Source organism: Viridibacterium curvum (assembly GCF_039544165.1).
Taxonomy (GTDB): domain Bacteria; phylum Pseudomonadota; class Gammaproteobacteria; order Burkholderiales; family Rhodocyclaceae; genus Viridibacterium; species Viridibacterium curvum.
In genome coordinates, this window is record NZ_BAABLD010000007.1 from 290,176 (window position 1) to 307,540 (window position 17,365).

Genomic DNA, 17,365 nt, shown 5'->3' on the forward strand with positions numbered 1-17,365 from the left:
GGCAGAGCCCGGATCTTGCCGCATTATATGTGTCTCCGTTGTCTTGCCATCGCGGCAATAACCGCCATGTCTGTTCCGGTTACCCGCAGAACTTTTCCCGCTCGGGTCCGTGGTTGCCCGGCCCGTCTCTCCAGCGCCTCTCTCCGGCCGTACTTTCCAGCGTTCTGTTTCCGATGATTGTGACGTTCCCTTGTTGCATGGCGCGACGTGTCGCAGCCGGAAAAGCTGAAGCGAGTACCTGATGAGACTGTTCAGTCGCGCAGCGCTGCGCGAGTTCGCCGGGACTGCCGCTGCCATCTCGGTGGCGCTCACCTTCATCCTGCTGACGGTGGTTCTCATCCGCTTGCTGGCACAGGCGGCGGGCGGGCGCGTGCCGGCCGACGCGGTATTGGCGCTGATCGTTTTCTCGACGCTCAACCATCTGCCCATCGTGCTCGCGCTGTCGGCCTTCATCGCCGTTCTGCTGTCGATGAGCCGCAGTTACCGTGATTCAGAAATGGTCGTTTGGTTCGCGTCAGGCTTGCCGCTGACGGCCTGGATCGGCCCTGTGCTGCGCTTTGCCTTGCCGGTGGCTCTGGCGGTCGGCGCCTTGTCGTTGTTCCTCTCGCCCTGGGCGCAGCAACAGGCGGCTGCCTATCGCAAGCAGCTGGAGGGGCGTGACGAGGTATCGCGCGTGGCGCCGGGCGTGTTCCGCGAGTCTTCCGATTCCCGCCGCGTGTTCTACGTCGAGGCGCTGGATACTGATGCGGGGCGGGTGCGCAACGTGTTCATCAGCGCCATTCAGGATGGCAAGCTGAATATCACGGTCGCCGCATCGGGCTTGATGCGACGCGCGGAGAATGGTGACCGTTTCGTGACGCTGGAAGATGGTCGCCGCTACGAAGGCGAGCCGGGCTCGGCCGAGTATCGCGTGATGCACTTCGAGAAGTATTCGGTGCGTATTGAACCGCGTGAGATCGGCGAGATCGAGCAGACGCCGCGCATAACCTCTACGGTTGAGCTCTTCGACAAACCCACGCAGGCCAACCGTGGCGAGCTGGTGTGGCGACTCGGGCTGCCGCTGGCCACCATTGTGCTGGCCTTGCTGGCGATTCCGCTGTCCTTCGTCAATCCTCGGGCAGGGCGCACCAACAGCCTCATCTTTGCCGTACTGGCCTTCTCCATCTACGTGAACCTGCTGGGTGTATCGCAGTCGCTGGTGAGCAAGGGGCAGATCAACCCGGCGCTTGGCACCTGGGGCGTGCATGGCCTTATGATTGCGTTGCTGGTCGTGTTGTTCCTCATCCGGCTGCGGCCGATCATCTGGCGGCGCAAAGCGTGAAGACCCTCAATCGCTACCTTTTCCGCGAAGTGCTGGCGGCCAGCGCACTGGTGCTGGTGGCTTTTCTGGCGCTGTTCCTGTTCTTTGATTTCCTCGCCGAAATGGAGCGCGTCGGACAGGGGGGCTATCGCCTCAAGCACGCCATCATCTTCGTGCTGCTGACGATTCCTTCGCGTGCTTACGAAATCCTGCCCATCGCTTCGCTGGTTGGCGGTTTGTATGCCCTGACGCAGCTGTCGCGCCATTCGGAGCTGACGGTCATGCGTGCCGCCGGGGTGTCGACGACGCGCTTGCTGGGCAGTCTGATGCGTGTCGGAGTGCTGATCGCCGTCACTACCTTCGTGCTCGGCGAATATGTGGCGCCGCCAATGGAGCGTGCCGCGCAGAAGTGGCGTCTGCGCAGTACCAACGCCTCGGTGCCGCAGGAGCTGCGGACGGGGGTTTGGCTACGTGACGGGCGTTTGTTCGTCAATGTGCGTCGCACCTTGCCTGATGGTGCGCTGGAAGGTGTGCGGATCTATGAGTTCGACGAGCAGCACAAGCTCATACGGGCCAGCAATGCCGCACGTGGCGAGTATTCTCATGATGCGGGCTGGGTGCTCAGCGAGGTGCAGCAGACGCGTTTCATCTCGGAGCGCAAGATCGAAGCAGAGTTGTTGCCCCGGATGGCCTGGCAATCCGAACTGACGCCCGAGATGCTCAGTGCAGGGCTGCAAGCGCCCGAGCGCATGGCGCTCAGCAACCTCTACGGCTACGTACGGCATCTTGAAGAGAACCAGCAGCGCACCGGGCGCTATGAAGTGGCGTTCTGGAAGAAGGTGATCTACCCCTTCACCGCGCTGGTGATGCTCGGGCTGGCGCTACCGTTCTGCCTCGGCAACCAGCGCAGCAGCAACGTCAGCGCGCGCATCCTGCTCGGGGTGATGCTGGGCATGGGCTTCTACCTGCTCAATGGTTTGTCGTCCAACCTTGGCATCATCAACGACTGGCGCCCGTTGCCCACGGCCGCCGCGCCCAGCCTGACCTTCCTGCTGGCGGCGCTGTTCATGCTGCGCTGGGTGGAGCGGCGCTGAGTCTCAGTCGTCCGCGATCAGGCGCTTGCCGAGGCTGATCACGTCGTCCTGCCCGTAGCCCAGAGAGCGATAGAACGCGAGCACGGCGGCGTTCGAGCTGCGGATCTGCAGGTTGATCTTGGGGCAGCCGCGTTCGATCAGCGCAGTTTCGACATGGGCCATCAGCTGCCGGCCGAGTGACTGGCCCTGCAGGGCAGGTGCTACGGCCAGGTAGTTCACCCAGCCGCGATGGCCTTCGTAGCCCGCCATGACCGAGGCGACAACTCGCCCACCAAGCTCACCCACAAAGAACAGCTCCGGATCCACGGCCAGCTTGCGTGCGATGTCCCGGCGCGGATCGTTCCATGGGCGCGTCAAGCCGCACGCCTCCCATAGCGCAATGACGGCGGCTTCGTCCTCTGGACGAAAAACCCGGATCTCCATCACGGCGTCTTCAGGCTTTGGGTTTGGGCGGATCGAAAATCACGCAGGTGCCAGCCAGCCGGTCGTGCACGAACTGGCGGTCGCGATCGACGAATGCGGCCCACAGGATGCCCACGCCACTTACGATCAGCAGCAGCGAAGGCCAGGCTACGACGTAGCGGATCATGCATTGGCGCCAGCTCGGGGCTGAGCCGGTCTCGGCATCCATCAACTGTATGCGCCAGGTCTGCATCGCCAGGGTTTGGCCAAGACGTTTCCAGACGAAGACAAAATAGATGCCCAGCACGAGAAACAGCGCCAGCCATTCCAGCGAGCCGGAAACATTGAGCCCGGCGCCGTGCAAACCGACAAGCGGAGCGAACCAGAAGACGGCACCGATCCCGAAGGTCGGCAGGCTCTCGTACAGCATGCACGCGAGGCGGCGGCGCAGTGAGGCCAGCTCGACAACGGGGCGCGCTCCGGACGAGGCGGACAGGGTTTCGTTGAGGCTTGCTTGAGACATCGGTCAGCCGCCGGCTGGCGGTCAGTAAAGGGTATGAATCGGGTTCGGGAGAAGGCCGGGACGATTATTCCGCATCCGGTGCGGGCGCGTCGTCCACGGTCGCCGCAGGTGCGGGCGCTGCAGTCGGGGCTGATGCAGCCACGGGAGGCACAAGCAGCTCGGGCGGCAAGGGTGTCAGGGGTTTGCGAGGTTTCTTGACGACAGGGGCGACAGCCGTCGATTGCGGCGGGCGAACCCCGGTCGGGAAGATCTTGGGCTTGGAGCCGTCGGCAGCCGGGACGGGTTGTACCTTGGGTGCCGACTGGTAAGCCTGCCGCATTTCGGGCGGCAGGGCTTCGTACTCGCGCCACTTCTGTTCCAGTTGCTTGCGGGTTTCAGGCGGTGCTGCGCGCAGTTTCTTGTACTGCTCGCGCGCCTTGGCGCGGGCCTCCGGGCTCAGACGGGCCCAGTCGGTCATACGCTGTTTTACGTTGGCCTGTTCCTGTGGGGTCATGCGCGGGAAGCGTTCTGCAATGCCGATCCATTGCAGGCGCTGCTCTTGCGGCATCAAGGGCCAATCTTCACTGAGAGGCTTGAGCAGGGTTTGCTGGACGGGGGGGAGTTGGGCCCAGTTGGGCGCACTGATGGGGCGGTCCGCTGGCGCGGCGAGAACTGATGCGCTGGCCAGAATGGCCAGTGCGATCAGCGTTCGGCAGAAGAATTGGAAACGCTCAGCCATGTATCGAAGCCGCGGTCCAGGTAGGCATTGATGGGCAGATCGTCAGCCAGCAGGGCGCTATCCACCTCTTCCACCTCGTCCAGTTGCAGCGAGGAGGTGATGTAGTCGGTGCCCAGCAGAGCTGCGACCAGCAGCAAGGCGGCCGACATCGGGCGCAGCGCGTCGCCGCCGAGGCTCAGCACGGAACGACCGAAGCTGACGATGCTCAGTCCGCTGGCGCGCCGAGAGTGACTGTCCAGTGCCGCCTGGCGGGCCTCGAACAGGCGCGCAGCCGTGTCAGCCGGCAGCGTGGCGGCGCCTGCATTGAGGCGGTTGCGCAGCTTGAGGGCGAAGGCCTGTTCTTCAGTTTCGTGATGGTCGCGATAGTTGCTCATAGCGTGATCCCTTTCAGTCGCAGAGCTGCTGCCAAAGTGTGAACGGCCCGGGAGCAGTGCGTTTTCACACTGCCTTCCGAGCATCCCATGGCTGCGGCAGTCTCCGCGATATCCATTTCCTCCCAGTAACGCATGATGAAGGCCTCGCGTTGACGTGCGGGCAACTTTTCTATTTCACGTTCTATCACGGCCAGTGTCTGGCTTTGCTGAAGCTGCCCGTGGGGGGTATCCGCAGGTTTGGAGTCGTCAGCGGTCTCAAGAGTTTCAAGCAGGTCGAAATCTTCGTCGTCATCGTTGCCGCGGAAGGCCGAGAACAGGCTGACCCAGGTATTCCGGACCTTCTGGCGGCGTCCGTGGTCGCGGATCGCGTTCTGCAGAATGCGCTGGAAGAGCATGGGAAATTCTGCCGCGGGGCGCTGGCCGTACTTTTCCGCCAGTCGCATCATGGCTTCTTGCACCAGGTCCAGTGCCGCCTGTTCGTCGCGTACAGCGTACAGCGCCTGCTTGTAGGCGCGACGCTCGACCGAGGCCAGGAAATCCGACAGTTCGACGCGAGTGGACAGGGGTATGCCTTTGTTTTTTGGGGCGCCAGAAGCCCGGTCCGCCTTGACCAAAGGCCCGACGGCCGGTAACTTAGCGGGTTCTTCTGAATCGGGCCGCCGTCTTTGCGCGCGGCCTGTAAATGCCGGCCTGAGCGCTGGCCTGAGCTAGCACGGGTAAAGCAATGATTCTGACGGGTGCCGAAATTGTAGTGAGGTGTCTCCAGGAAGAAAAGGTCGATTATGTCTTCGGCTATCCTGGCGGTGCGGTGCTGTTCATCTATGACGAGCTGTTCAAGCAGGACAAGGTCCGCCACGTCCTCGTTCGTCACGAGCAGGCCGCCGTGCATGCCGCTGACGGCTATTCACGCTCGACCGAGCGCGTTGGCGTCGCCCTCGTAACCTCCGGTCCTGGCGCCACCAACGCGGTCACGGGCATTGCGACGGCCTATATGGACTCGATCCCGATGGTCATCATCAGCGGTCAGGTGCCGACTGCTGCCATTGGCCTGGATGCTTTCCAGGAAGTCGATACGGTCGGCATTACCCGTCCGTGCGTGAAGCACAACTTCCTCGTCAAGGATGTCAAGGACATTGCCTCGACGATCAAGAAGGCCTTCTACATTGCTTCCACCGGCCGTCCGGGCCCGGTGCTGGTTGATATTCCCAAGGATGTGACGGCGCAGAAATGCGAGTTCTCCTATCCGGAATCGGTTTCGCTGCGCTCATACAACCCGGTGGTCAAGGGCCATCACGGCCAGATCAAGAAGGCCGCCCAGCTGCTGCTGGAAGCCAAGCGCCCGATGATCTACACGGGTGGTGGCGTGGTGCTGTCGAATGCGGCGAAGGAGCTGACAGCGCTGGCGCGCAAGCTCGGCTTTCCTGTGACCAACACGCTGATGGGCCTCGGGGGCTATCCCGCGTCGGACAAGCAGTTCGTCGGCATGCTGGGCATGCACGGCACCTACGAAGCCAACATGGCCATGCATTACTGCGACCTGCTGCTGGCCGTCGGTGCACGCTTTGATGACCGCGTGATCGGCGATCCCAAGCATTTCCAGGCCGAGCCGCGCAAGATCATTCACATCGACATCGATCCTTCGTCGATTTCCAAACGCGTCAAAGTGGACGTGCCCATCGTTGGCGACGTCAAGGAAGTGCTCGAGGAGCTTGCCCGCCTGATTGATGCCGAGCCGCCCAAGCCCGAGACCTCGGCCGCCTGGTGGAAGCAGGTTGAAGAATGGCGCGGCCGCAAGTGCATGGCCTATCGCAATTCGGACGAGGTCATCAAGCCGCAGTTCGTGGTGCAGAAGCTCTGGGAAGTCACCAAGGGCGAAGCCTTCGTGGCGACCGATGTGGGCCAGCACCAGATGTGGGGTGCGCAGTACTACGGCTTTGATGAGCCGCGTCGCTGGGTCACTTCGGGTGGTCTCGGCACCATGGGATTCGGCATTCCGGCCGGCATGGGCATTCAGCTTGCCAACCCCGGCAAGCCGGTGGCCGTGATCTCGGGCGAAGGTTCGGTGCAGATGTGTATCCAGGAGCTGTCGACCTGCAAGCAGTATCGCATCCCGCTCAAGATCATCTCGCTCAACAATCGCTACCTTGGCATGGTGCGCCAGTGGCAGGAGTTCTTCCACGGCAACCGTTACTCCGAGTCCTACATGGATTCGCTGCCGGACTTCGCCAAGTTGGCTGAGGCTTATGGCCATATCGGCATGCAGATCACCAAGCCGTCCGACGTCGAGGGTGCCTTGCGTGATGCCTTCGGCAAATACAAGGACCAGCTGGTCTTCATCGACTTCCAGGTTGATCCGACCGAAAACGTCTACCCGATGGTTCAGGGCGGCAAGGGTCTGACTGAAATGATTCTCGCGGAAGAACTGTAATCAACATGCGACACGTTATCTCCCTCTTGCTGGAAAACGAATCGGGCGCGCTCTCACGCGTCTCAGGCCTGTTCTCTGCACGCGGCTACAACATTGAATCCCTCACCGTGGCGCCGACCGAAGACGCCTCGATGTCCCGTATGACCATCGTGACGACCGGTTCCGATGAAGTCATCGAACAGATCACCAAGCAGCTCAACAAGCTGATCGAGGTGGTCAAGGTGGTCGACCTTTCCGAGGCTGCTCACATCGAGCGCGAACTCATGCTCATCAAGGTTCGGGCGCAAGCCAAGGATCGTGAAGAGCTCAAGCGTATGGCCGACATCTTCCGTGGCCGCATCGTTGACGTTACCGACGCCAGCTATGTCATCGAGCTCACGGGGACGCAAGACAAGCTCGACTCGTTCATCAATGCCATTGATCGATCGCTGATCCTTGAGACGGTGCGCTCTGGCGTAACCGGCATCGGGCGCGGCGACCGCATCCTCAAGGTTTAACTGTTTGCGCGGGGTTTGCCCCTCTTCGCTACTTTCTCATCAAAGGAAAATCATGAAGGTTTATTACGACAAGGACGCTGACCTCTCCCTCATCAAGGGCAAGCAGGTCGCCATCATCGGTTATGGCTCGCAAGGCCACGCTCACGCGCAGAACCTGCGTGACTCAGGCGTTAACGTCGTCGTCGGCCTGCGCAAGGGTGGCGCTTCGTGGTCCAAGGTCGAAGCTGCGGGCATCAAGGTCATGGAAGTCGATGAGGCAGTAAAGATTGCCGACCTCGTCATGATTCTTCTGCCTGACGAGAACATCCCCGACGTCTACAAGAACAACGTTGCGCCCAACATCAAGCAAGGCGCCACCCTGGCCTTCGCACACGGCTTCAACGTGCATTACAACCAGGTCGTGCCGCGTGCTGACCTCGACGTGATCATGATCGCCCCCAAGGGCCCGGGCCACACCGTGCGTTCCGAGTACCTCAAGGGCGGCGGCGTGCCGTCCCTGATCGCCATTTACCAGGACAAGTCCGGCAAGGCCAAGGACATCGCCCTGTCGTATGCAGCTGCCAACGGCGGCACCAAGGGTGGCGTTATCGAAACCGACTTCCGCGAAGAAACCGAGACCGACCTGTTCGGCGAACAGGCTGTGCTGTGTGGCGGCGCGGTTGAACTCGTCAAGATGGGCTTCGAGACCCTGGTCGAAGCCGGCTACGCTCCGGAAATGGCCTACTTCGAGTGCCTGCACGAACTCAAGCTGATCGTCGACCTGATGTACGAAGGCGGCATTGCCAACATGAACTACTCGATCTCGAACAACGCAGAGTACGGCGAGTACGTGACCGGCCCGGAAGTCATCAACGAGCAATCCCGTGCAGCCATGCGCAACGCTCTGAAGCGCATCCAGACCGGTGAATACGCCAAGATGTTCATCCAGGAAGGCAAGACCAACTACCCGGCCATGACCGCACGTCGTCGCCTGAACGCAGTGCACCCGATCGAGACCGTCGGTTCGCAACTGCGCGGCATGATGCCGTGGATTGCCAAGAACAAGCTGGTTGACCAGTCCAAGAACTGATCTCCGGTGAAGTCTGAAGGGAAGGTGACGGGAGGGATGCGAATCCCCGCGTTCCTTCCCTTTTCTACTTGTGAGACCTGATCGGGATAGTATCGACACGCGCCGTCCAGGCGCAGATCGTGGAGCGGAGCCCAGCGTGCAGCCTGAAAACGAAGTCATCACGGAAAGCGAACCCCTGCCGCCAGTCGAGCGTCGTCGTCGCGGTATCTACATCCTGCCCAACCTGTTCACGACGGCTGCACTGTTCGCCGGCTTCTACGCCATTGTGCAGGCCATGAACGGGCGGTACGAAGACGCTGCCGTGGCGATCTTCGTCGCCATGGTGCTCGACGGTCTTGATGGTCGCGTAGCACGCCTGACCAATACCCAAAGCCAGTTCGGTGCCGAGTACGACTCGCTGTCCGATATGGTGTCCTTCGGGGCAGCGCCCTCGCTGGTCATCTACGAGTGGGCAATGCGCGACCTGGGCAAGATCGGCTGGATCGCCGCCTTCATCTACTGCGTGGCGGCTGCGCTGCGTCTCGCCCGCTTCAATACCAACATCGCCGTCATCGATAAGCGTTTCTTCCAGGGGCTGCCCAGTCCTGCGGCCGCAGCGTTGGTGGCGGGTTTTGTCTGGATCATGCTGGACAGCAAAATTCCCGGCCATGACGTGCGCTACGTCGCGGCCGCCATCACGGTGTTCGCCGGCATCAGCATGGTCAGCAACATCTTTTTCTACAGTGGCAAGGACATCAACCTGCGCAAGAGCGTGCCGTTCTCGGTCGCCCTGATCTTCGTCGCCGCCCTGCTGGCGGTGCACTATGATCCGCCCAAGGTGCTGTTCGGCCTGTTTGTCTGCTATGCGCTGTCCGGTTACGTGATGACTGCATGGCGCCTGCTCAAGAAGCGTCGCAGCGGCGGCGCGCGCCACACCCCGGAGTGAAGTCATGAAAGATCGTCTCGTCATATTCGACACCACCCTGCGCGACGGCGAGCAAAGCCCCGGTGCGGCGATGACGCGCGAAGAGAAGGTGCGCATTGCACGCCAGCTCGAGAAGATGCGCGTCGATGTGATCGAAGCCGGCTTCGCTGCTGCCTCGAATGGCGACTTCGAGTCGATCCGCGCGGTGGCCGAAGCGGTCAAGGATTCCACCGTCTGCTCGCTGGCGCGTGCCAACGAGAATGACATCCGCCGTGCGGGCGAGGCCATCAAGCCCGCCAATTCCGGCCGCATTCACACCTTCATCGCCACCAGCCCCATCCACATGGAGAAGAAGCTGCGCATGCAGCCCGATCAGGTGGTCGAGCAGGCGGTCAGGGCGATCGGCTGGGCCCGTCAGTACACCGACAACGTCGAGTTCTCCGCCGAAGATGCCGGACGCTCCGAGATCGACTTCCTGTGCCGCATTTTCGAGCAGGTCATCAAGGCCGGCGCAAAGACCATCAATGTGCCCGACACTGTGGGCTACAACATGCCCGGCCAGTTCGCCAATCTCATCGCGCAACTTATCGAGCGCGTACCGAACAGTGATCAGGTGATCTGGTCAGTGCATTGCCACAATGATCTCGGCCTGGCGGTTGCCAACTCCCTGGCTGCCGTCATGGCAGGGGCGCGTCAGGTCGAATGCACCGTCAACGGTCTCGGCGAACGCGCCGGCAATGCTTCGATGGAAGAGGTCGTAATGGCGGTGCGTACACGCGCAGACTTGTTCGCGGTGTCGACCAACATCGATGCGACGCAGATCGTGCCGGCTTCCAAGCTTGTTTCGCAGATCACAGGCTATCCGGTGCAGCCAAACAAGGCCATTGTGGGTGCCAATGCATTTGCCCATGAATCCGGCATTCACCAGGATGGCGTGCTCAAGCATCGCGAAACTTACGAAATCATGCGCGCCGAAGACGTGGGTTGGACGGCCAACCGCCTCACGCTGGGCAAACTGTCTGGCCGCAATGCGTTCCGTGCGCGCTTGACTGAAATCGGCATCACCATCGAGTCCGAAGAGCAGCTCAATATCGCCTTCGCACGCTTCAAGGAACTCGCCGACAAAAAGCAGGAAATCTTCGATGAAGACCTGCATGCACTGATGTCGGATGAAGGCGTGACGCCCGAGCGCGAGCACTTCAAGCTGCTCGCATCCAGCGTGCGCTCCGAGACCGGCGAGACGCCGCATGCGGCCGTGACGCTGTCGGTGGATGGTGATGAAGCACGTTCCGAGTCAGAAGGTTCGGGTCCTGTCGATGCCATCTTCAAGGCCATTGAAGTGACAGCGAAGAGCCAGTCCGAGCTCTTGCTCTACTCGGTTAACGCGATCACTTCGGGTACCGATGCACAGGGTGAAGTAACAGTGCGTCTCGCGCGCAATGATCGTGTGGTGAACGGGCAGGGCTCCGACACCGACATCATCATCGCGTCGGCCAAAGCCTACATCAATGCACTCAACAAGCTGCATGCCAATACGCAGCGTGTCGACCCGCAGGGCGAATCGCTTTGAGTGTGACAGTGCGCTCGCGCAGCAATGCCGAGTACTACGTCTGGGGTGATGGCTGTGACGGCTGGCATTTGTTGAAGAGTGACCGGCTATCTGTGATCGAAGAGCGCGTGCCGCCTGGTTGTGGGGAGACACGTCATCGGCACGCACACGCCCAGCAATGTTTCTATGTGCTGGAGGGCGAGGCGGTCATCGAGCTGGAAGGGCAGGAGTTCCTGCTCTGTGCGGGTGAAAGTCTGGAGGTGCCAGCAGGCGCTGCGCACCAGTTCTTCAATCGCAGCTACTTCGATGTGCGTTTTCTCGTGGTGTCACAACCAGCAACGCGTGGTGACCGTCAGGCTGTTTGAGATTCAGCTGTTGCCCGAGAGCACCTTCTGGCGTGAGGGTGCGCTCTGACGCGCATAGACGAGGCAGGCAATAAACAGTCCCAGGCTCAGAGCGGTTTCGATCCAGCCGAGCGTAGCGGACAGACCGACGTCACTGGTAGCGCGCACGATGCCTTCGGCGAAATAGAGCAGCACGGCAAGGCTCATCCACTGGAACGTATAACGACGCCCGTGCAGCATGCCGAAGAGGGCCCCTAATAGCGGCAAGGCTTTCAGCACCAGCCACGACCCACCGGGACGCAGGGGCGCGATCCACAGCTCCCAGGCCACACACAAGGCGATCAGCGCCAGCAGGCAAGCCGTGCCGGACCATTGCGCGATCCACAGGGTGCGCTGATGGGCGGGGCGTGCGGGGTGCGATTCGGCGATATGCTTCACGTTGCGGTTTTCCAGTGGGAGGCCGCGCATTATAAAGGCCGGCCTTCTGGAGAACGATGGATGAATGTACCCCTGCGGATGCAGCGCCGATTGCGCAGTGCCCATGAGTTCTGGGGACGCATGCGTGTCAAATCAGCGGAGGCCCGGATCGCCCAGACAGCGGGCAGCTTGACCTTCACGACGCTGCTGTCTCTGGTGCCCCTGATCACCATCGTACTGATGCTGATGTCGCGCTTCAGCCAGTTTTCGTCCCTGGGCAACGGTCTGCGCACGTTCATGCTGGACAACCTGCTGCCCGAGCGCGGCGGCAAAGTGATTGCAACCTATGCGCTGCAGTTCAGCCAGAAGGCTTCCAACCTGACACTGGTGGGCACTGCCATGCTGCTGGTAACGGCTGTGATGCTTTTGCAGACGGTGGATCGCACGCTCAACAGCATCTGGGGCATCCGCCGGCCGCGGCCGTGGTGGGTGCGCATGCCGACCTACTGGCTGGTGCTGACCTTGGGGCCTTTCGTGCTTGCGGCGGGGCTGAGCACAATGGCAAGCCTCATCAACAAATCCCTGGGTCTGGTCGATGAGCCGCACTGGGTCAGCAATCTGGCGCACGCGGCTGTGCCCGCCATGATGCTCTGCGGCCTGTTCTCCTATCTCTTCCACAAGGTGCCGAACCGGCCGATGGTGTTGTGGCACAGCATTGCCGGTGGCGTTGTGGCGACGGTGGGTGTGATACTTGTACAGCGGCTGTTCGGCTTCTACCTGTCCAAGCTGCCAAACTTCACCCTCATCTATGGCACTTTTTCGGTAGTGCCGATCTTCCTGGTGTGGCTGTACTTCACCTGGATCGCTGTGCTTTACGGCGCCATTGTCGCGGCGGTATTGCCCGAGCATCATCTGCGCCATCGCTTGTTGCCGGAGACGCCATCAGGTCGTATTCATGCGGCATTGCGTCTGATCGCGGCGCTGGCGGATGGGCAGCAACGCGGCAAGGCGCAGACGCTGACCGAGCTTGCCGAAGCAAGTGGACAGACACTGGTCGGGGTCGAGCAGATGCTCGACGACATGCAGATCGCAGGTTGGGCTGTGCGGACCGATGCGGGCGACTGGGTGCTGAGCATGTCAGCGCACGTGCTCAAACTGGGTGAGGTGATTGCCTGGCTTACGCTGGGCGGGGGGCCAGAGCCGGACGATGACATAGAAGGCCAGCGAGTGATTCGCGTTGCGCTTGAGCGCATGCGCGCCGCGCTTGATGCGCCTGTGTCGTCCTTGCTGCTGGCGTCGCCACCAGCTTAGAGCGGGTAGGGGTCGATCTCGAACTGGAACAGTTCTACGTTGGCCGTCTGCATGTCCAGGCTCAGCAAACGTCCTTGTGCAACGTAGAGTCGGTCGACATCCGAAACCAGTGCAAAGCGTCGTGAGGTGTAGGTGCCAGACGGTGCGAGCACGGCCTGATGCTGACGCAGTGCCGGCAACACCGGAAGTACAAGCGCATCGACCATCGGCGCCTTGCGCTCGGCGCCATTGCGGAAGCCTATCTGCACCGGCACGGCGCCGTGGGAGACGATCTGTAGTCCCATCTCGATTTGGCCTTCGCCTTCGCTGCGAAGCCACCGTACGACGCAAACGCACCACGGATCGTTGGGTGCGCGACGCAGAGCCACCGCCGTACCGGCCGAGAGGCCGCTGCCCACGCCTTTGACGTGCATGATGGCATAGCCGCCGGGGCTCTCATTGCGTACATCCCAGTGCGAAACCAGCTCTTCCGCTTCGCCCGCGCGGTTGCGTAACAGTCGCCAGATCCGTGTCAGGCCAACACAAGCCTCAATACCGTAATTCTGTTTGCGGCGCGGGTGCTCGCGCTTCGGGGGCGCGTGCCAACGCTGACGCATGCCGCTGAGGAGGCTGGCTGGCTGCACGCCGGGAAAGGCCTCGGCAGGCTCCAGCTCCGGGCCCGAACGGCCACCTTCATGGCGGGCGAGCAATTCCGCAGCGCGTCGGGCCAGTGGTTGTGTGGTGAAGAAAAGAAGAGGCCCGCTAGCCGGCGGTTGCTGGCGGACGCAGGCCTGCGGCTCACCTGAATCGGAGGGATTGATCCAGTGCCAGGCACCGTCGAGCTGCAAAGGCCTCTCTTCCTGCAGGATCATCTGGCCGCAGATGCGGGCGACATACTCCGCGGCCCAGTCCAGCTCGGCGGGTGACATGCTGCGGGGGTCCAGCGCAGCCAGCGACAGCAGGCGCTTGTAGTTATGCAGCGTTGTCTCGGCCGGGCTGCCTGCAGCCAGACTTTCGGATGCCTCGGAGCGTGAGAGATGGAACAGGCTCTGGGCTGTTTTCCAGAGCTTGATCTCCGGTTCACGACCGGACTGGAAGCTGACGATGTACTGTTCGCTCAGTAGCCGCAGGGCGCGTGCTGAAGCCGTCTCATTCAATCGACGTTGGGTGCGGATCGCATTTTTGCTGGCCTCCGCCAACACGCGTTCAAAACCCTGTGCAATGCGCAGCAGCGCATTCGTCAGCAGACCTGTGCTGTCATGCCACTCTCCCTCCAGCGGCAACTGCATGCGGCGCAGCTCCTGCCGAAACTCGTTACAGAGTTGTAGCGCGCGGCTGTAAAACAGTTCGATGCAGCGATGAAACTGCGCCTTGGTGACGCCCGGCTGATGCAGGCTCTCAAGATGGCGCACCAGCGCTTGCACCTCGAGATGCGGGTCAGGAAATGCGGGCGACGTCAGCCAATCAATGACGGCGCTGGTCACGTCGGTGTTCGGAGGTGTTTCGACGGACATCGTTTCAGAATGCGGGATGGCGCGACACAAAGGTTTGTCATTGTATGGCAGCGCCTTAACAAATCAGCGCTTTGGCTGCCCAGTGGTCGCCGGCCGCCGGCCGGATGCTTGGTGTAACGGGCTTTACAGGCAAGCACTTGAGTTATTGTGGGTTCTCGCCTAAAGTGCACGGTTTTTCCGATTCCGCAACAGGAAACCCACCATGGTCGTTATCCGTCTCTCCCGTGGCGGCGCCAAAAAGCGCCCCTTCTTCAACATCGTTGCTGCCGACTCGCGCAATCGCCGCGATGGCCGTTTCATTGAGCGCGTAGGTTTCTACAACCCCGTCGCTTCCGGTGGCGAGCAGTCTCTGGCGATTAACGCCGAGCGTCTGGCCTACTGGGAAAGCCAGGGCGCTCAGCTGTCTCCGACCGTCCAACGCCTCGTCAAGCAAGGCGCCAAGGCCGCTGCCTGAGTCAGGGCGCGCTCCCATGATCGTGCTGGGGCGCATCGTTGCGCCACATGGCGTACGCGGAGCGGTGAAGATTCATCCCTTCGGGGACGACCCCTTGAACTGGCGGTCGATGCGTTACTGGTGGTTGGGTAGCAAGCCGGATTCCACGCAGGACTCAGACTGGAAAGTCTATCGGCTGGAGAGCTTGCGAGAGCAGGGCAGCAGTCTGGTGGCGAGTTTCGAGGACGTCGCAGACCGGAATGCCGCCGAGTTGCTGGATGGTTTGTTCATTGCGGCCCCGCGCGAAGATTTGCCGCGGCCGGGTCTGGACGAGTACTACTGGGGCGACTTGATCGGTCTGTCGGTCGTCAATGCGCAGGCGCAGACGCTGGGATCCGTCAGCAAACTGCTGGAAACCGGCGCGCACGATGTGCTGCAGGTCGAGATGGGAGAAGGCAAAGACAAGGTCGAGCGGTTGATCCCCTTTGTCGCTGCCTTCGTTAAGGAAGTGGATTTGCGCTTACGCGAGATCCGCGTGGAGTGGGAGGCGGACTGGTGAGCAAGGGACGCGTATGACGCGGCGCTTTGACGTCATCACCCTGTTCCCCGAAATGTTTGCTGCTTTGCGCGAGTACGGTATTTCGCGACGGGCGTACGAGAAAAAGCTGTGGTCGTTGCATTGCTGGAATCCAAGGGATTTCACCAACGACGTGCATCGCACGGTGGATGACCGACCTTACGGTGGAGGCCCGGGGATGTTGATGATTCCCGAGCCCTTGGAAAAGGCTGTGTCGGCTGTTCGTGAGGCGCAGCCGAAGGTCGGACGAATTGTTTACCTGTCGCCGCAAGGCGCGCCGCTGACGCATCAAACTGTTCAGCGGCTGGCAGCGGAGGAGTCCCTCACTCTTCTTTGTGGGCGGTACGAGGGAGTCGACCAGCGGTTGATTGATCGCTGCGTGGACGAAGAAGTGTCGATCGGAGATTTTGTCGTGTCGGGCGGCGAGCTGCCCGCCATGATGTTGATGGACGCCATCATTCGCCTCCTGCCGGGAGCCTTGAATGATGCGGACTCAGCACAAGAGGACTCGTTTGTGGAAGGCGTGCTGGATTGCCCCCACTACACACGTCCAGAGGAATATGCGGGCGCGCGCGTCCCTGCCGTGCTGATGTCGGGCAATCATGCCGAAATCCGGCGCTGGAGACTCAAGCAGTCTCTGGGCCGGACATGGATGAAGCGCCCGGATTTGCTGGCAAGACGTACGCTGTCGCGCGAAGAGATGTTGCTGCTTGAAGAGTTCAAGCGGGAGCAAGGCCAGCAGTAATGCTGCTGGAAAAGAAAGGCATGCATCAGGTGGCGACCTGCTCTGCATGTGAGGCCGGTAACCATACGCGGCCAAACCATTTTGATTGGAGTTACGCAATGTCAAACCTGATTCAACAACTTGAGCAAGAAGAAATTGCCCGCTTGGGCAAGACCATCCCTGACTTCGCACCGGGCGACACCGTTGTCGTGCAGGTCAAGGTAAAGGAAGGCAACCGTGAGCGTCTGCAAGCTTACGAAGGTGTCGTGATCGCCAAGCGCAACCGTGGCCTGAACTCCAGCTTCATCGTTCGCAAGATCTCGTCAGGCGAAGGTGTCGAGCGTACGTTCCAGACTTATTCGCCGCTGGTTGCCGGCATCGAGATCAAGCGTCGCGGCGACGTGCGCCGCGCCAAGCTGTACTACCTGCGCGACCGCTCCGGCAAGTCCGCACGCATCAAGGAAAAGCTGGTCGCTCGCAAGGACTAAGCAGCCAACTTTAGGAAGCAAGCTCGAAACGCCCCGGACTCCGCTCCGGGGCGTTTTTGCTTGAGATTTCAGCCTCAGCCCCGATTTGCTACAGCGTTGACGCCCGCTTTGGGCGGTTCGATAATGAATTCATGCTTTTGATGGAGGGATTGCCCATGAACGCAGTGACCGAAGTGCCTGAGCTGCTGGTCTTTACAGACAGCGCGGCCAGCAAAGTAAAAGAGCTTATCGAAGAGGAAGGCAACAGCGACCTCAAGCTGCGTGTCTTCGTGTCGGGCGGTGGCTGCTCTGGATTTCAATATGGCTTCACCTTCGACGAAGAGACTAATGAAGACGACACTGTGCTCAGCAAGAACGGCGTAACCCTCCTGATTGATGCCATGAGCTACCAGTACCTGGTGGGCGCCGAGATCGATTACACGGACGGTCTTGAGGGATCCCAGTTCGTCATCCGTAATCCCAACGCAACGACGACCTGCGGATGCGGCTCATCCTTCTCTGTCTAAGAGCCTCAACTCCCAAAAACAAAGGCGCGCTTGTCGCGCCTTTGTTTTTTCGAGGGGCCGCACTGCGAAATATTTTTGCAATCATCCTTGACCTGCCCGAGCTTCTTGTCCATAATCTCGCCTCTCTGCTGCTTCGGCGGCCGAGGAGTGGTGAAGGGAAGTTGCTTGGTTGTTTTTGCGCAGTTCGCTGCGCAGCAAGTCGAAAAATAAATTT

General features: G+C 61.0%; 22 protein-coding genes. 14 read left to right on the top strand and 8 right to left on the bottom strand.

Features of this window, described 5'->3' with window-relative positions; genetic code table 11:
• The first annotated feature begins 241 nt into the window (after positions 1-241).
• Positions 242-1,321 (top strand): LPS export ABC transporter permease LptF, encoded by a 1,080-nt coding sequence (gene lptF, locus ABEA02_RS07635; protein ID WP_345532293.1) that lies wholly within the window; start codon positions 242-244, stop codon positions 1,319-1,321.
• On the top strand, positions 1,318-2,394 hold the full coding sequence (gene lptG, locus ABEA02_RS07640; protein WP_345532294.1) for an LPS export ABC transporter permease LptG: 1,077 nt from the start codon (positions 1,318-1,320) through the stop codon (positions 2,392-2,394). Before lptF ends, lptG begins: the two co-directional genes overlap by 4 nt.
• 3 nt (positions 2,395-2,397) lie before the next feature.
• Here the strand turns inward: lptG and ABEA02_RS07645 are convergent, their stop codons facing one another.
• From ABEA02_RS07645 to ABEA02_RS07665, 5 genes are all read right to left on the bottom strand, one after another.
• A complete protein-coding gene (locus ABEA02_RS07645) occupies positions 2,398-2,817 on the bottom strand; it encodes a GNAT family acetyltransferase (protein WP_345532295.1) in 420 nt (139 codons plus the stop codon).
• Between the two features lie 10 nt (positions 2,818-2,827).
• Positions 2,828-3,319, bottom strand: coding sequence for an RDD family protein (locus ABEA02_RS07650; RefSeq protein WP_345532297.1), 492 nt, complete (start codon positions 3,317-3,319; stop codon positions 2,828-2,830).
• Positions 3,320-3,383: 64 nt separating this feature from the next.
• The gene (locus tag ABEA02_RS07655) at positions 3,384-4,037 is read right to left on the bottom strand and encodes a DUF3106 domain-containing protein (RefSeq protein WP_345532298.1); all 654 of its coding nucleotides are present in this window, start codon (positions 4,035-4,037) and stop codon (positions 3,384-3,386) included.
• The gene (locus ABEA02_RS07660) at positions 4,001-4,411 is read right to left on the bottom strand and encodes a DUF3619 family protein (RefSeq protein WP_345532299.1); all 411 of its coding nucleotides are present in this window, start codon (positions 4,409-4,411) and stop codon (positions 4,001-4,003) included. The genes ABEA02_RS07655 and ABEA02_RS07660 overlap by 37 nt, the downstream gene beginning before the upstream one ends.
• Positions 4,408-5,025, bottom strand: coding sequence for an RNA polymerase sigma factor (locus ABEA02_RS07665; protein ID WP_345532300.1), 618 nt, complete (start codon positions 5,023-5,025; stop codon positions 4,408-4,410). The genes ABEA02_RS07660 and ABEA02_RS07665 overlap by 4 nt, the downstream gene beginning before the upstream one ends.
• Before the next feature lie 110 nt (positions 5,026-5,135).
• On the opposite strand from ABEA02_RS07665, the gene ABEA02_RS07670 reads away from it, so the two are divergent.
• From ABEA02_RS07670 to ABEA02_RS07695, 6 genes are all read left to right on the top strand, one after another.
• Positions 5,136-6,839 carry an acetolactate synthase 3 catalytic subunit gene (locus tag ABEA02_RS07670; protein ID WP_345532301.1) on the top strand — a complete coding sequence of 568 codons (1,704 nt, stop codon included), beginning with the start codon at positions 5,136-5,138 and terminating at the stop codon, positions 6,837-6,839.
• Between the two features lie 5 nt (positions 6,840-6,844).
• The gene (ilvN, locus tag ABEA02_RS07675) at positions 6,845-7,336 is read left to right on the top strand and encodes an acetolactate synthase small subunit (RefSeq protein ID WP_345532302.1); all 492 of its coding nucleotides are present in this window, start codon (positions 6,845-6,847) and stop codon (positions 7,334-7,336) included.
• A gap of 52 nt (positions 7,337-7,388) precedes the next feature.
• Positions 7,389-8,405 (top strand): ketol-acid reductoisomerase, encoded by a 1,017-nt coding sequence (gene ilvC, locus ABEA02_RS07680; RefSeq protein WP_345532303.1) that lies wholly within the window; start codon positions 7,389-7,391, stop codon positions 8,403-8,405.
• Positions 8,406-8,541: 136 nt separating this feature from the next.
• Positions 8,542-9,330 (top strand): CDP-diacylglycerol--serine O-phosphatidyltransferase, encoded by a 789-nt coding sequence (gene pssA, locus ABEA02_RS07685; protein ID WP_345532304.1) that lies wholly within the window; start codon positions 8,542-8,544, stop codon positions 9,328-9,330.
• Positions 9,331-9,334: 4 nt separating this feature from the next.
• Positions 9,335-10,879, top strand: a complete 1,545-nt coding sequence (locus ABEA02_RS07690; RefSeq protein WP_345532305.1) for a 2-isopropylmalate synthase — start codon at positions 9,335-9,337, stop codon at positions 10,877-10,879.
• A 2-nt stretch (positions 10,880-10,881) separates the two neighbouring features.
• Positions 10,882-11,223: a cupin domain-containing protein gene (locus tag ABEA02_RS07695; RefSeq protein WP_345532316.1), complete on the top strand. Its 342-nt coding sequence runs from the start codon at positions 10,882-10,884 to the stop codon at positions 11,221-11,223.
• A 3-nt stretch (positions 11,224-11,226) separates the two neighbouring features.
• Here the strand turns inward: ABEA02_RS07695 and ABEA02_RS07700 are convergent, their stop codons facing one another.
• A complete protein-coding gene (locus ABEA02_RS07700) occupies positions 11,227-11,589 on the bottom strand; it encodes a DUF2069 domain-containing protein (RefSeq protein WP_345532317.1) in 363 nt (120 codons plus the stop codon).
• A gap of 111 nt (positions 11,590-11,700) precedes the next feature.
• Here ABEA02_RS07700 and ABEA02_RS07705 point away from each other — a divergent pair, with 111 nt between their 5' ends.
• Complete coding sequence (locus tag ABEA02_RS07705; protein ID WP_345532306.1) at positions 11,701-12,930, top strand: YihY family inner membrane protein; 1,230 nt, start codon at positions 11,701-11,703, stop codon at positions 12,928-12,930.
• On the opposite strand, the gene ABEA02_RS07710 is transcribed toward ABEA02_RS07705, so the two are convergent.
• Positions 12,927-14,423 (bottom strand): hypothetical protein, encoded by a 1,497-nt coding sequence (locus tag ABEA02_RS07710; RefSeq protein ID WP_345532307.1) that lies wholly within the window; start codon positions 14,421-14,423, stop codon positions 12,927-12,929. The two genes, ABEA02_RS07705 and ABEA02_RS07710, sit on opposite strands and share 4 nt — an antisense overlap.
• Positions 14,424-14,625: 202 nt before the next feature.
• On the opposite strand from ABEA02_RS07710, the gene rpsP reads away from it, so the two are divergent.
• The 5 genes from rpsP (at position 14,626) to erpA (ending at position 17,151) form a co-directional block, all read left to right on the top strand.
• The gene (gene rpsP, locus ABEA02_RS07715; protein ID WP_345532308.1) at positions 14,626-14,877 is read left to right on the top strand and encodes a 30S ribosomal protein S16; all 252 of its coding nucleotides are present in this window, start codon (positions 14,626-14,628) and stop codon (positions 14,875-14,877) included.
• A gap of 16 nt (positions 14,878-14,893) precedes the next feature.
• Complete coding sequence (gene rimM, locus ABEA02_RS07720) at positions 14,894-15,415, top strand: ribosome maturation factor RimM (protein WP_345532309.1); 522 nt, start codon at positions 14,894-14,896, stop codon at positions 15,413-15,415.
• A 13-nt stretch (positions 15,416-15,428) separates the two neighbouring features.
• A complete protein-coding gene (gene trmD, locus ABEA02_RS07725; RefSeq protein ID WP_345532310.1) occupies positions 15,429-16,178 on the top strand; it encodes a tRNA (guanosine(37)-N1)-methyltransferase TrmD in 750 nt (249 codons plus the stop codon).
• 98 nt (positions 16,179-16,276) lie between these two features.
• Positions 16,277-16,645: a 50S ribosomal protein L19 gene (gene rplS / locus ABEA02_RS07730; protein ID WP_345532311.1), complete on the top strand. Its 369-nt coding sequence runs from the start codon at positions 16,277-16,279 to the stop codon at positions 16,643-16,645.
• 155 nt (positions 16,646-16,800) lie between these two features.
• Positions 16,801-17,151 (top strand): iron-sulfur cluster insertion protein ErpA, encoded by a 351-nt coding sequence (erpA, locus tag ABEA02_RS07735; protein WP_345532312.1) that lies wholly within the window; start codon positions 16,801-16,803, stop codon positions 17,149-17,151.
• Between the two features lie 5 nt (positions 17,152-17,156).
• On the opposite strand, the gene ABEA02_RS07740 is transcribed toward erpA, so the two are convergent.
• Positions 17,157-17,365 (bottom strand): hypothetical protein (locus tag ABEA02_RS07740; RefSeq protein WP_345532313.1); only part of this gene is annotated, 209 nt, incomplete at its 5' end.